The sequence below is a fragment of the Methanoregula sp. PtaB.Bin085 genome, assembly GCF_002067035.1.
In the GTDB taxonomy this organism is placed as follows: domain Archaea; phylum Halobacteriota; class Methanomicrobia; order Methanomicrobiales; family Methanospirillaceae; genus Methanoregula.
In genome coordinates this window covers 1-12,515 of record NZ_MVQB01000032.1, presented here as the reverse complement: position 1 = coordinate 12,515, position 12,515 = coordinate 1, and the positions used below count along the sequence as shown (strand labels likewise).

Genomic DNA, 12,515 nt, shown 5'->3' with positions numbered 1-12,515 from the left:
TACCTGCGGAATGTCGGGCTTCTTCTGACATATTTCTGCCCGGCAGCGTGCGCTCACTGCCTCCTTCGCGCCGGTCCCGACCGGCACGAGGAGATGACTCTTGAGGATGCGCGCGACTGGATCGGCCAGATCGCCGCATACCGCGATAAGTACGTCTGGGTCCTGTCACTGACCGGGGGCGAGCCGTTCTCCAACGTGCCCCTGCTCCGTGCGGTCATGGAGATCGCGGGCGGGTACGGGTTCTATACTTCCGTTGTGACGAACGGTTTCTGGGCCACCTCGCAGGAGAAGGCCGTGCAGGTTCTGAAAAGCCTGCCGCAGATTTGCTTCCTCTCGGTCAGTACGGATGTGTATCACGAAGAGTTCATCCCGCTCGAGAACGTGAAGAATGTGATCCGGGCCGCAACTGAGTGCAACATACCCTACTATGTCTCGGTTATCACGGAAAACCGGGAGGAGCCCGGCTACCGGAGGATCCATGCCGAGCTCCTGGATCTTGTCGGAGATCCGGACAAGGTAATGACCGGGATTACCTTCCCTGTCGGGCGTGCCATGGATCAGGGAGACAAACTGAAATACCGGATGTGCAGTACGCCATGCCACGATGTCTGCACGGCAGCGAGTTCGCCGTGCATTTTTCCCGACGGCAGTGTGTACGGGTGCATTGGCCCGCTCATCGACCTGAAGCACGACCAGCCGCTGTACCTTGGCAGCCTGCGGAAGCATTCCGTGGCCGAGATCTTTGAAAAGGCGGAGACTCACTCGGTCCTGCACGCCCTGAGACTCTGGGGTCCTGCGAAGATCTGGAAAATGCTCAGGGATGCCGGCCTCGGTGACCGCATCCCCGCGGAATTTGTTGCGGACAGCAACTGCCAGGCCTGTTATGCACTGCTCGCGGACCCGGCGATACGGGACTGGCTGCAGAAACTGGAAACGGATCCGGATTTCCGGCGGAAGGTAGCGTATGGCCGGCTCTACTACCTGGAAGAGACCGGAATGCTGGAATACGGCGGATTCTGATCGGGGCGGAACATTATTGCCATAGAATTCAGCATCCCGCGCTCCTCCCTTGTTGTATTGCCATCGGACGCCATCATTTCTTAACCCGCCGGCGCAACCTGTACTGCATGAGCACGGAGATCCCCTGGCCGGAATCGCGCAAGGAATGGAAACCACTCGACATGACCGTCACGTACCATGGTGACGGCGGGTTCACCGCCCGCACGAAATCCGGTGACATTGAATTCCCGATGGAGGCCCCTGTCGGCATGGGCGGGCACGGGAAGTACGCCAACCCCATCCAGTACCTTGTCGGGTCGCTCGGGGGATGCGTTGGCGTGAAGATCCTGCTTGCGCTTGGCGACCGGGGAATCGTTACGGACGAGATGTCCATCGCAATCCACGGGACGCGGAAGAAGACGATGCCGGCGTTCTTCGACCACGTGCACCTGACCGTCACGCTCCGGGCTGCCGGGGCAGACGACGCGATGATGAAAGATATCATCGATCAGACGCTGGCCCGGCTCTGTCCGATTGCGGCAATGTTCGCGGAGTGCGGGGACGTGACCGCGGAGTGCCGGGTGGTGGAGTGAGGGGCGGCATCTGACCTTCTCTCCTGCGGTTTATCCCCACTGACCCCCCTCCCTCCGCGCAACAGATACGAAGTGGATTCTCCGTCAGTAATCCCGAAAAAAATTTCAGAAAACCAGGAATGGTATGAGGGGGTCACTGGGGATAAATTGTGATGCAGCCATGTGGGTCCGGTGCCATCAAGGTCATGCTACGGAGAGTAATTACCGGTGATGTTTTTCTCTGAATATATTACGGGATGGCATATGTTGGCGGCAGGGAGATCCGGCAGATTTATCCCCATCGACCCCCGTCCGGTTTCATTCCTGCATGGAAGAAGACGGTGCCGGCATTCTCAGGGACCGGTAAAACGGTTGTGGCGTTTTGGGCTTTCAGGGGGGCGAGGCAATAGTCCCGGTAGACGTTATGGCAAAGACCGTTCCGCAGGCCCCGGGTCCTTGTTCAGCATGCTCTTGTACCAGACAAACCAGAGGTTATCGGCAAACCCGATGAGGTTCTTCATCACGATCTAGCCGATCATGAGCGGAATGACCGGCATCACGCCCAGGAACGCGATGACCACAAAGATGACTGAGTCGAGCGTGAGGCTGACGGCATCGCTCGCGCTCGAGCGCAGCCAGACCCACGGGTTGATGAGCGTGCTGCCGGGGAATACCCGCTCCCGGGAAAGGAAATGTTTTTTCAGCCGGTCAAAGACCAGCGCATCGATGTTCGAGCAGATGAGGAACGAGATCCAGCTCGCGATCGTGATCCGGATGCTGAGAGAGAAAATATCCTGCCATGCCGCCTCGTACAGGAAGTACTGCGATGCGGGAAAGGCGTTGACCATCGCAACAAAGAGAACCCACAGGACCTGTGTGACGAACGCGATGAAGATCGCCACATGGGTCATCGTCACGCCATAGACCTCGTTAATCATGTCGATGACCTGCGCAATAAACGGGTAGATGAGCACCGAGGCCGGTGCTGCAAGGACAATTATCCCGAGATCGAACTCAACGATCCGTGCCGCAACGATCTGGGCGGTTGCAAGGTAGATGATGTAGAATCCGACAAGGACGCTGAACGCGTACTCCGGATATTTCCGGATACCATGGACGGACATGAGGGTGACGAGCGTGAGGCTGAAGATCCAGCATATCCAGAAGAGCATGGTTCGTGTACTCATTAATCAGTGATCCGAGATGAAGGATGCAGGTCCGGCCGGCACCGGCTTTTTCGGGAGGTACTGCAGGTGACCGGCGGTTTGCAGTCTCTTTATCCAGGATTTCCTTATGGGCCGGTCACGGTACCTGATGAGGATCTGTTCTGGCACGTCCTTTCCTGAATGACCCTAAAAATCCGGGTCCCGGCCGCGGAATGCGATTCAGCGCGTTCCGTCAACTCTTGAGAATTGCATGTGGGATGCTGAAAAAAGGGAGTATCAGATGACCGCGGCAACCCGCGTTGACATCTTCGGGAGGATGTAGGCAAGCCGGCCGGAGGTAGACTGGTTCTCCGTGATGACCGCAAGGAGTTCGTCGCCGCTGACCTGCATGAAGATGATCGAGCCTTCGCCATATTCGAGCACGAACTGCCGGGCTTCTCCGCGACCGATGGCATTGCCGGCATAGGAGAAGAACCGCATGGCGCAGGAACCGAGCGCTGCCAGTGCGTCGCCGTCCGCCGGCTCCTGTCCTGCAGCCTCGATTAAAAAGCCGTCCTGCGAGATGAGTGCTGCGGTGGTTACTCCTTCAATCTGCAGGAATTCTTCGAGAACATGTTTCATCATGGCGTGGTCATCTCCCTTGTCTGATCCGTCTTTTTTGCCAACAGTATTTGAATTGGACGGATGGCGGCAGTTCAACGCTGCCCGGCAGGGGCGGTGATCCCCGGGAGAAATAGGAGCAGGAGGCGGAGATCGTGGAAAAGGTGCGTGGCGGGAGCGGGCAATATTCCGCAACGCATTAACGGATCCGGGACAAAACCGTATCGGGAAGTACCGGGAGAAACCATGGAACCGACATCATTCGGGCTTGGCGAGAACATCGAGTCGGCGCTGGCATACGTACTCTGGTTCGTGACAGGAATCTTTTTCCTCCTCATGGAGGATGCCAACCGGACGGTCCGGTTCCATGCGTGGCAGTCGATCCTCGTCTCTCTCACACTGGTGATCGCGGTCTTAGTGATAAGTTTTATTTCGGAGGCTGTCTGGCTCATCCTCCCCGTCCGGTTTGCCGGGATTGTACTCTGGATCGTGCTGATTGTCACCGCATACCAGGGAAAGAAGATATCCATTCCTCTCATTGGTGCCATGGCGGAATCCCGAACCTGAGTGCCGGATTGTCTGGCAGGCACCGGATGCCGGACTCCGGATCGCTCATGGTTTTTTTTCCTGTATGCCGGCAATACCGAAAAGTACCCTCATACCCGGAATCCTTTTGATAACCTCATAGCAGGCAAAGGTCAGCACGATACTGAAAAGAACGATGGCGGCATACTGCAGCGCTGGCGGAATTCCGGTCATCAGGAGATAATACGCAACGGCAACGAGGAGTGCCTGGTGGAGGATATAGACCGGGTACGATGCAGCATGCATCCGGGCCGTCAGGGGTGTGCCCGTGTCAAGGTAATGCCTGCCAGCCCCCATGAAGGCGAGGACACCCGTCCACCCGGTAATGACGAAGAATGCGGAGGATCCCCAGAACACCTCACCATGCCCGAGGAGTATCCCGTACGTCCACATGACGCCGGCGGTCAGGAGAACCCATGCCGCAAGGAGCCCGGCCCATTTTTTTTCCAGCAGCTCCTGAACCCCGTCCGATGAGAGCAGCGAATACCCGATCAGGAAGAGGGCAAAGTATGCCGGGAGGGAATAGCCGGTCACGCTGGTGCCGGTATAATTCAGGAGCCAGACCGGGACAAACAGGAGGATGAGAGCCGGAAGCCCCGTGCTGCCGGGACTGAGGAGCCGGCCCCCCGGTCCCCGCCATGCAAGGATTACACCGAGGGCGATGACCGAGAAGAGGAAGAGAGAGATGATGAACCAGAGATGGTCGACGCTGAAGTCCCCGGTCATCCCGTACGGGGAGCGGTCGGGCCGGGCCGAGGAGAAGAAATGCACGAACGCCCCGGCAAAGCTTCCCGTGTACCCGGTGTGGAATTTCAGCGCATAGAATGCAATAACGGGACAGACAAGAACAACGCCGGCAATGAACGGGACGAGCAGCCGCATGACGCGTTCGCGGAGGTACTCCGCGGGATTGCGCTTCTGCAGGGCAAACCTCATGCTCATGCCGGCGATGCAGAAGAGCAGCGGCATAATCCAGGGCTCGATCGTCACGGTGAGCAGGTGCGCGGCCACAAACGGCTGATCCGACTGGACATAATACCCGTACCAGCCTGCGCAGAATATGAACGCGGTATGGAACGGGAAGAGCAGGAGGATGGAGATCCACCGCAGGTTGTCGATGTAATGCAGCCGGATCATTCGTAATTCCCTATGGGAGCTGTTGGATGAATACGGTTGCGCTCCGGCTATGCCGGAACCGGTCGGTATCGCGGAAGTGTATGCATACGTACCCGGCTGCTGCCCGCGGGGGATAAAAATTCTCCGGGTTTTTCCTCTCAATTTTGCATATAATAAAAAATAAATAGTTTGGTCTGGATTACTGGTGTGAGGGATTTATGACACTCCGTATCGCCACGTTCAATGTTGAAAACCTGTTCGACCGGCCTGCCGCAATGAACCTGGAAAAATGGGAGGACGGCCAGAAGTATATCAACGATTGCGCCACTCTGAACCTGCTTCTGAACAAGGATACCTATACTGCCAAAGACAAGGAAGATATCCTCAAAGGCCTGGAAGAATATGGCCTGGACAGGGTCTGGGGAAAGAGCGAATTTCTCGAACTGAAGAAGATCCGAGGGAGGTTACTCCGGTACCCGAAGAACAAACCCGCAGAAGTCGTTGCCACGGGCCGAAAGGACTGGGTCGGCTGGGTTGAACTCACAAAAAAACATATCGATGATGAAGCAATCAGGAATACCGCCCGGGTCATCGCGGAAGTCAACCCTGATATCATTGTTCTCGTGGAGGTGGAGAACCGCCCGACCCTTATCAGGTTCCATGACTGGGTACTGAAACCGATCATGACGGTCATGGGACTTGAACCCTATCCCCATCTCATGCTGATTGACGGCAACGATGCGAGGGGTATCGATGTCTGTATCATGAGCCGGCTCCCGATCATCCGCATGGTCTCGCACGTGGATGACCGGACTGCTGCGGGAACTCCGACCTTCAGCCGCGACTGCCCGGAATATTATCTCGATGCGGGGAACGGAACCGTGATCGTTATCCTGCCGAACCATTTTGCAAGCAAGGGGAGCGATGCAAAAGGCAACCGGAGGAGGGTCCAGGCAGCTGCCGTGAAGGGAATTTATGAGAACCTGAAGAAATCTTACCCGTACATTATCATTGCCGGCGATTTCAACGATTTCCCGGCCGGTGGCTCGCTCGGGGCTCTCCTGGACGAAACAGACCTGAAGGATGCAATGCACCTCCCAGCATACAAGGGGGAATACCGGGGTACCTACCAGACTGCGACCGATGACAATAAGATCGATTACCTTCTGCTCTCCCCGGAACTCCAGGGAAAAGTACGCACAGTTGATGTTAACCGCAGGGGTTATTATGCCCCGACAAAATGGAAATCGTTCGACAATCTGACCAGCAAGACCAAGGACCGGCTGAATGCTTCAGATCATCATCTTGTCTGGGCAGATCTCGAACTGTAGAATCAGCTGCTGACGGCCTGCGGTCCTCTTTTTTTCCGGGGTATTCCGATCCCCTTGTTATTTATCAGAGCGGATTACAACAGATCAGGCGGGTACCCGCATCACCCCGGGGGCAGACGACCGTCCCGGTTCAGCCGGGTTTTCCGTACACCTCCCTTTGTCCCGAAAACGAGGAAACAGACATGGATGAATTCCCTCCGCCGCTGCGTGTCCTGCAGCTGATCCTTGCCGGCTTCTGCCTGTTTCTCGTCCTCTTCGGCCTGATCATTTTCATTCTGCCGCAGGAGTTCTTTTCCGTCCCGGCGGTTGTTTTGGACAATACCTCCTCCGGCCTGCCACCGCTCACCGTCTCGCGGACATTTGCGTTCCAGAACGGCACTGAAACCGTCACCATTGATGTCAGCGGATCGGTCTGGGCCGCATCGAAAAAGACGCACCGGAGCCTCCTTCTGTTCGGCGACCAGAAGACCGCGGGAGTCCGGTATTACCGGGCAATGATCGATGACCCGTCGCAGGACCGGATCTACCGGGATCTTATCGACCGGTTCCGCACGATCCGTGCAGTCCGGAACCTGACCGATGACGAGTACCTCGAGCTCATCAGTGCGTATGTCCAGTCGATCCCTTACAAGGACGGAGGGAATATGCCGCCGAAGTACCCGGCCGAGCTCCTTGTTGAGAATATGGGCGACTGCGATGACAAGAGCATCCTCATTGCCGGCCTGCTCGCCCGCGAGGGATATACGGTCGCGCTCCTGAAATTCGGGCCGGAGCAGCACATGGCGATGGGGATCGGGTCGGATGCCTTCCCGTACAAGGCTACGGGATACACGTATCTCGAAGGAATGACGCCGGCATTTGTGGGCTCCCCGACGGCCCACCTCCAGATCCCCCTCAACTCGGATCCCCTTGTCCTTCCGATCAGCACCGGGACGAAGGTGTACCGCAGCGGGAACGAAACGCATTTCATCAGCGAAACGGCGGCCGCTGCCCGGCAGCGCGAGAAGGAACTGACCGCCCGGCTCGATGCGTTCCCCCTGTCCGGAAAAGACGGTGAGGAGTACCGTGCGGTGCTCCGCGAGCGGGACCGCTCTGCTGCGATCCGGAGTTATATCCTCAGCCACCCGTACGACCGCCCGGGCACGTACGCGTACCTGCAGCGGGAGATGAAGAACGAAACCGGCCTTTCCCCATCAGCGGAACCTGCGGGAACCGGCGGCTGAACAATTCCTGCAGCCGGTTCCCCGCCGCTGCCACTGCATCACAGCGATTTCCGGTAAATCCGGATTGAATCGCCGTGATCGTCCACATCGGTTTCCAGAAAAACCCAACCGCCCCTTTCATAAAAACCGGTCATCTTCGTGTTCAGGAAGATTTCAGAGAAACCCAGCCGCCGTGCTTCTCCCATGGCGTGTGACTGGAGCGCCGCGGCAATACCCCTCCTGCGGAACTCCGGCAGCACGAAGAGCACCGCCATCCACGGTGTGAACTCCTGCCGGGAGAGCAGGTCGGTCCGCAGCAGCCCTACGGTCCCGGCCGGCTGTCCGTTGACGAACGCCAGGTAAATCGCCGGGATCCTGTCCTTCCGGCAGTGAGCCACGAGGCTGGTGTACAATCCCCGGTTCTGCGGGGTGCCCCACTCGTTCCAGAGCCATCCGGCAATGGTTGCGTGAAGGCCGGGATTGCTGGCAGCGGGTTCTATCGTTATGTCCATGTTCAGTACGTACGTGCTGTATAATGTGGATGAAGGTTGCTGTCCGGCCGGTCGTATGCAGGAAACCATATCAGCACTATGGCACAACAAGGAAGTACATGCTGGCTGAGCATCTCGTCTATACCGCAGCTTTTGCGATCCTTGCCGGGATGCTCTCGTACCGCTCCTGGGGTCGCGACAGCTCATGGATCGTGATCCTCGTCTCGTATGCCCCTGACCTTGACAAGGTCATGGATACGATCCTCAAACGGATCGGGCTGGTCGTCACGTACGACGGGTACCTCATCCATCACGGCACGTTTCATACGATTGCCGCAATGATCGTTTTTAGCCTAGTGCTTGCATTCCTTCTCCACCCCCTGGGTATCCGTTTCATCGATACGGTTGTTTTTACCATCGTCGGATTCGGGGCACACCTGTTCGAGGACGCACTGGTGTACCCTGCATACTACATGTACCTCTGGCCTCTGTCGCATGCAAAATACGGTCTGGCATGGCTTCCGACGGGTCCTGAGGACGTCTACAATGCCGGCTTCTTCAGGATCGCCAATACCGAAGTTCTTGCTATCGGTCTTTTCCTGCTCATCCTTGCAATGGTAATCAGGACCCGGGTCGAGGGGCCGGGGTGGATACGGTGGTATATGCCGGAGTCTTTTTACCGGCGGTTTTTCCTGAAAAAGGGTAATGCATAACCACCCACGTTCCCTGGCGGACTGACCCCCTGTTTTCCCGGTGGATCCCTTGCCTTTCCTGGCAGGTTCTTAACCCGGGAAGTTCCATGGTATGGCGGAGAGAACCATCATGGACAAAATCGCGCTCGGCCCGATGCCGTACATGAGTGTCATGCCCGCACTGCTCGTGGGGGCGAACGTGAAGGGAAAGCCGAACTACATGACCGCCGCGTGGGCAACGGTTGCCTGCATGGCCCCGCCCATGGTCTGCGTTGCCCTCAACAAGGCCCGATTCACGGTGAAAGGTATCGAAGAGAACAAAACATTCTCCCTGAACGTTCCCATGGCAAACCATGTTGTCGAGACCGACCACTGCGGGCTCGTTTCCGGTGCGCAGGAGGATAAGTCGGGGATCTTCACCACGGTTTACGGCAAACTGAAGACCGCCCCCCTTGCTGCTGAGTGCCCGGTCAATATCGAGTGCAGGGTCTTCTCGTCCGTTGACTGCGGGAGCCACCTGCTCTATGTCGGCGAGGTTGCAGAGATCCATGCCGACCGTTCCTGCATTGTGGATGGCAGGCCGGACACGGGAAAATGCGACCCGATCGTGTATGCCCAGTCCGCGTACTGGCGCGTGGGAAAGCAGATCGACAAGGCATTCTCGGCAGGAAAAAAATACCGGAAGAAATAATCTTCCGGATCTCCATGCACTTTTTTTATCCTGCGTCCCGGGAGGCTGGCTGGTGCTGCAGCAGGCGCCACGGTGGTGCAGAATATGACAGCCGTAGACACGACCCCGTGCCGGGGACAATGATAACAGGCCTTTTCCGGGACTGCCCGTGAGCGTTCAGTACCTGTCACAGAAACCCGGGGACCCGTCCCTGCTTTCCCAAACCATCATTAAAAACAGAATACCGACGCGTCCCCGCCAGAAAAAAACCACCAGATACTGCAGGTTTATTGGAGTGGTGCACCTTCCAGGAACAATCAACGAAAGCGCGCATCAAAGCGCATAAATAGCATTTTTCCGAATTATATTCAGCAGGAAACACGGATCGTAAGATAATCCAGCGGTTCATAGACCGGTCATTTATACCCGTGCAGGAATTCCCGAAATGTATTCTATTCTGTATGTTGACGATGATGAGAACCTGCTGGGTCTCAACAAGATATTCATGGAGCGGACCGGCGAGTTCACCGTGGACACCGTGTCATCCGCTACCGAGGCGCTCGAACGGATACCTGGTGCCCGGTACGATGCGATCCTCTCTGATTACCAGATGCCGGAGATGGATGGGATTGAATTTTTAAAGGTTGTCCGGAGCCGGCACGGGAATCTCCCGTTCATCCTCTTCACCGGGCGGGGCCGCGAGGACGTTGTCATCGAGGCAGTGAACAACGGTGTCGATTATTATATCCAGAAAGGCCCCGACCTCAAGTCGATGATCACTGAGCTCCGGCACAAGACCCTCCGGGCCATAGAGCGCCGGCAGATCGAGGCCGAGCTGAAACGGTCGCGGGAGGAACTCAACGATATCATCAATTTCCTTCCCGATGCGACCTGCGTTATCGACACGGCGGGAACGGTGATTTCATGGAACCGGGCCATGGAACAGATGACCGGCATCCCCCGGCAGGAGATCCTCGGGAAGGGCGATTACGCATATGCGGTCCCGTTCTATGGCACCCGGCAGCCGGTCCTTGTCGATTACCTGCTCCATGACCTGCCCGGTCTGGAGAGCCGGTATCCCGGCGCGGAAAAAAACGAGAGAAAGATCAGCGCCGAGCTCTACGTGCCCTCCCTGCGCGGCGGAGAAGGGGCCTATATCTGGGTCTCCGCGAGCCTGCTCTACGACTCCTCCGGGAAGGTCACGGGCGGGATCGAGACCGTGCGGGACATGACGGAGGTCCACCGGATCAAGCACGACCTGGGCATCTCCCGCGAGATGAACCGGGGATTCGCAAACATGATTCCGGTCGGGATCTATGAGATGGATTTATTCGGGACCCTGACGTTCGCCAACGGGGTCTGCCTCGGGTATTTCGGTCTTTCAAAGGAAGATATGGACCGGAAGATCAGCATCTTTGATTTCATTGCCGATGAAGACCGCGAACGGGCGTCCCGGGATATCCGCCGGATAATCTCGGGGGAGAGCGGTACTGGCAGGGAGTACCTGCTGCAGCGGAAAGACGGCAGTACCTTCTACGGCCTCATCTATGGCGTGACAGTCACGGACCCCGATTCCGGGAGGGTTACCGGGGTGCGGGGGATTATTGTCGACCAGACCCTCCGGAGAAAGGAGGCACGGGAACTCTACGAGAGCCGGGAGCGGCTCGCACTCGCCCTGCAGGCCGGGGATATCGGCATCTGGGATGTCGATATGCGTACCATGCTGATCCATGATATTGACGAGTGGGCGCTGCGGGTACTGGGAATCGGTGCCGGCCCGGGCCGGGTGTTTACCGTGAACACGGCCAAATCCCTCGCGCATCCCCTTGATCTTCCCCGGATCCTGTACGCGTTCTTCCGGCACATGGCAGATCGTGAAACGCTCTTTGAGGTCGAGTTCCGGCTGCGGCACAGCAATGGCAGCTGGGTCTGGATGACCGTCCGCGGCAAGGTGATCGAGCGGGACTCGTTCGGCCACCCGCTCCGAATCACGGGAACGATCAACACCATCCCGGGGCCCAGGGATTCGCGTTTCTACCCGCACTCCCCGAAGAGGCCCGACGAACGGGTTGCCGGCGGGGAATGAATACCGGCCGGCAGATTCCGTCCTTCCGGAGTATCCCCGGTTTTTTCCGGCCGTATTACGCCCCTTGCCCGTATGCGACCCTCTTCCCGCGTATCCCGGGGTTGCACATGGATCGAATTGGCCGGTACAGGAATCTTTATCGCAGACAGGCTTCCACTTGACTGAGTGTGTGATGCATACCAGCCGTTTTACACTGCTCTGTGTGGCGATGATCCTCCTCGTTCCTGCCGTTATGGCTGAGAACACGGTACAACCGCTCTGGACGGAACCGGGTACGGTAGGAGGCCAGCTGTATGGCGTTGTCATATCCGCGGATGGATCGACCATTGTGTCCGGTGGCGACCAGGTGATCTCCCTCACCAGGGATGGCAGGAAGCGCTGGTCCGGCTGGTCTGCCACATCGCTCGATATCAGCCGCCAGGGAGATTATATCCTGACCGGGAAGGGCACGGAGCTGCGCCTCCTTTCCGGTGCCGGCACCCTGATATGGGACAGGAACATGGAGATCGCTGTCAAGGATATCTCGCTGGCGCCGGATTTGTCCTTCATCGCCGCTGCCGGCGGGGGAAAGATCCGGACCCTGACGTTCTCGGGAGAGGGAATTGCATCCAATGACACCATGACCATCAATGCGGTCAGGATCATGCCGTCAGGAGACCGGATGCTTCTTTCCACCAGCAGGGACATCCAGCTGATGGACCCGAAACTGAACCGGGAATGGGCGGACGAGAACCTGACACAGAACCTCATCGCGGTCGCCCCGGACGGATCGAGTTTCGTCACGGCGTTCAGCAGCCGCATCCGGATGTATACCGGAAACGGGACCATCCTGTGGGACAAGCGGTTCCCGGTCGGGGATGCCCAGGCAATGGCGTATTCACGTGACGGGACTACGATCGTACTTGCACTGAGCGAGAACCTCCTCGTCCTGGACCGTACCGGGCGGCAGGTCTGGATGGCGAATGCAACGGACATCATCAATGGCGTTGCCGTATCCGATGACGG

At 57.7% G+C, this 12,515-nt stretch carries 13 protein-coding genes; 9 read left to right on the top strand and 4 right to left on the bottom strand.

The window, feature by feature from the left end; translation table 11 throughout:
• A partial coding sequence (locus tag A4E33_RS07665; protein WP_292347109.1) for a radical SAM/SPASM domain-containing protein occupies nucleotides 1-1,020 on the top strand: 1,020 nt, incomplete at its 5' end.
• Nucleotides 1,021-1,127: 107 nt separating this feature from the next.
• Entirely contained in the window at nucleotides 1,128-1,592 is a 465-nt protein-coding gene (locus tag A4E33_RS07660) for an OsmC family protein (protein ID WP_292347108.1), read from the top strand.
• A gap of 506 nt (nucleotides 1,593-2,098) precedes the next feature.
• Here the strand turns inward: A4E33_RS07660 and A4E33_RS07655 are convergent.
• Nucleotides 2,099-2,758 carry a queuosine precursor transporter gene (locus A4E33_RS07655; RefSeq protein ID WP_292347107.1) on the bottom strand — a complete coding sequence of 220 codons (660 nt, stop codon included), beginning with the start codon at nucleotides 2,756-2,758 and terminating at the stop codon, nucleotides 2,099-2,101.
• Nucleotides 2,759-3,013: 255 nt separating this feature from the next.
• The gene (locus tag A4E33_RS07650; RefSeq protein WP_292347106.1) at nucleotides 3,014-3,361 is read right to left on the bottom strand and encodes a roadblock/LC7 domain-containing protein; all 348 of its coding nucleotides are present in this window, start codon (nucleotides 3,359-3,361) and stop codon (nucleotides 3,014-3,016) included.
• A gap of 222 nt (nucleotides 3,362-3,583) precedes the next feature.
• Between A4E33_RS07650 and A4E33_RS07645 the strand changes: the two genes are divergently transcribed.
• Nucleotides 3,584-3,904, top strand: coding sequence for a DUF4870 domain-containing protein (locus A4E33_RS07645; RefSeq protein ID WP_292347105.1), 321 nt, complete (start codon nucleotides 3,584-3,586; stop codon nucleotides 3,902-3,904).
• 45 nt (nucleotides 3,905-3,949) lie between these two features.
• Here A4E33_RS07645 and A4E33_RS07640 read toward each other — a convergent pair whose 3' ends face one another.
• The gene (locus A4E33_RS07640) at nucleotides 3,950-5,059 is read right to left on the bottom strand and encodes an acyltransferase family protein (protein WP_292347104.1); all 1,110 of its coding nucleotides are present in this window, start codon (nucleotides 5,057-5,059) and stop codon (nucleotides 3,950-3,952) included.
• Nucleotides 5,060-5,256: 197 nt separating this feature from the next.
• Between A4E33_RS07640 and A4E33_RS07635 the strand changes: the two genes are divergently transcribed.
• Both A4E33_RS07635 and A4E33_RS07630 read left to right on the top strand, forming a co-directional pair.
• Nucleotides 5,257-6,369, top strand: a complete 1,113-nt coding sequence (locus A4E33_RS07635) for an endonuclease/exonuclease/phosphatase family protein (protein WP_292347103.1) — start codon at nucleotides 5,257-5,259, stop codon at nucleotides 6,367-6,369.
• Nucleotides 6,370-6,551: 182 nt separating this feature from the next.
• On the top strand, nucleotides 6,552-7,592 hold the full coding sequence (locus A4E33_RS07630) for a hypothetical protein (protein ID WP_292347102.1): 1,041 nt from the start codon (nucleotides 6,552-6,554) through the stop codon (nucleotides 7,590-7,592).
• 38 nt (nucleotides 7,593-7,630) lie between these two features.
• Here A4E33_RS07630 and A4E33_RS07625 read toward each other — a convergent pair whose 3' ends face one another.
• Entirely contained in the window at nucleotides 7,631-8,083 is a 453-nt protein-coding gene (locus tag A4E33_RS07625) for a GNAT family N-acetyltransferase (RefSeq protein WP_292347101.1), read from the bottom strand.
• A 29-nt stretch (nucleotides 8,084-8,112) separates the two neighbouring features.
• Here A4E33_RS07625 and A4E33_RS07620 point away from each other — a divergent pair, with 29 nt between their 5' ends.
• The 4 genes from A4E33_RS07620 to A4E33_RS07605 form a co-directional block, all read left to right on the top strand.
• Nucleotides 8,113-8,775: a metal-dependent hydrolase gene (locus tag A4E33_RS07620; RefSeq protein ID WP_292347100.1), complete on the top strand. Its 663-nt coding sequence runs from the start codon at nucleotides 8,113-8,115 to the stop codon at nucleotides 8,773-8,775.
• 91 nt (nucleotides 8,776-8,866) lie between these two features.
• Nucleotides 8,867-9,445, top strand: coding sequence for a flavin reductase family protein (locus A4E33_RS07615; protein WP_292347099.1), 579 nt, complete (start codon nucleotides 8,867-8,869; stop codon nucleotides 9,443-9,445).
• A 424-nt stretch (nucleotides 9,446-9,869) separates the two neighbouring features.
• Nucleotides 9,870-11,510 (top strand): response regulator, encoded by a 1,641-nt coding sequence (locus A4E33_RS07610; protein ID WP_292347098.1) that lies wholly within the window; start codon nucleotides 9,870-9,872, stop codon nucleotides 11,508-11,510.
• A 169-nt stretch (nucleotides 11,511-11,679) separates the two neighbouring features.
• The coding region (locus A4E33_RS07605; RefSeq protein WP_292347097.1) for a WD40 repeat domain-containing protein at nucleotides 11,680-12,515 on the top strand (836 nt) is incomplete at its 3' end.

What these genes read in the sequence shown, in the direction of transcription:
- A4E33_RS07620 (WP_292347100.1), top strand. Translation starts at nt 8,113, where the DNA reads ATGAAGGTTGCTGTCCGGCCGGTCGTATGCAGGAAACCATATCAGCAC.
- A4E33_RS07615 (WP_292347099.1), top strand. Translation starts at nt 8,867, where the DNA reads ATGGCGGAGAGAACCATCATGGACAAAATCGCGCTCGGCCCGATGCCG.
- A4E33_RS07610 (WP_292347098.1), top strand. Translation starts at nt 9,870, where the DNA reads ATGTATTCTATTCTGTATGTTGACGATGATGAGAACCTGCTGGGTCTC.
- A4E33_RS07640 (WP_292347104.1), bottom strand. Translation starts at nt 5,059, where the DNA reads ATGATCCGGCTGCATTACATCGACAACCTGCGGTGGATCTCCATCCTC.
- A4E33_RS07660 (WP_292347108.1), top strand. Translation starts at nt 1,128, where the DNA reads ATGAGCACGGAGATCCCCTGGCCGGAATCGCGCAAGGAATGGAAACCA.
- A4E33_RS07630 (WP_292347102.1), top strand. Translation starts at nt 6,552, where the DNA reads ATGGATGAATTCCCTCCGCCGCTGCGTGTCCTGCAGCTGATCCTTGCC.
- A4E33_RS07625 (WP_292347101.1), bottom strand. Translation starts at nt 8,083, where the DNA reads ATGGACATAACGATAGAACCCGCTGCCAGCAATCCCGGCCTTCACGCA.
- A4E33_RS07655 (WP_292347107.1), bottom strand. Translation starts at nt 2,758, where the DNA reads ATGAGTACACGAACCATGCTCTTCTGGATATGCTGGATCTTCAGCCTC.
- A4E33_RS07635 (WP_292347103.1), top strand. Translation starts at nt 5,257, where the DNA reads ATGACACTCCGTATCGCCACGTTCAATGTTGAAAACCTGTTCGACCGG.
- A4E33_RS07645 (WP_292347105.1), top strand. Translation starts at nt 3,584, where the DNA reads ATGGAACCGACATCATTCGGGCTTGGCGAGAACATCGAGTCGGCGCTG.
- A4E33_RS07650 (WP_292347106.1), bottom strand. Translation starts at nt 3,361, where the DNA reads ATGATGAAACATGTTCTCGAAGAATTCCTGCAGATTGAAGGAGTAACC.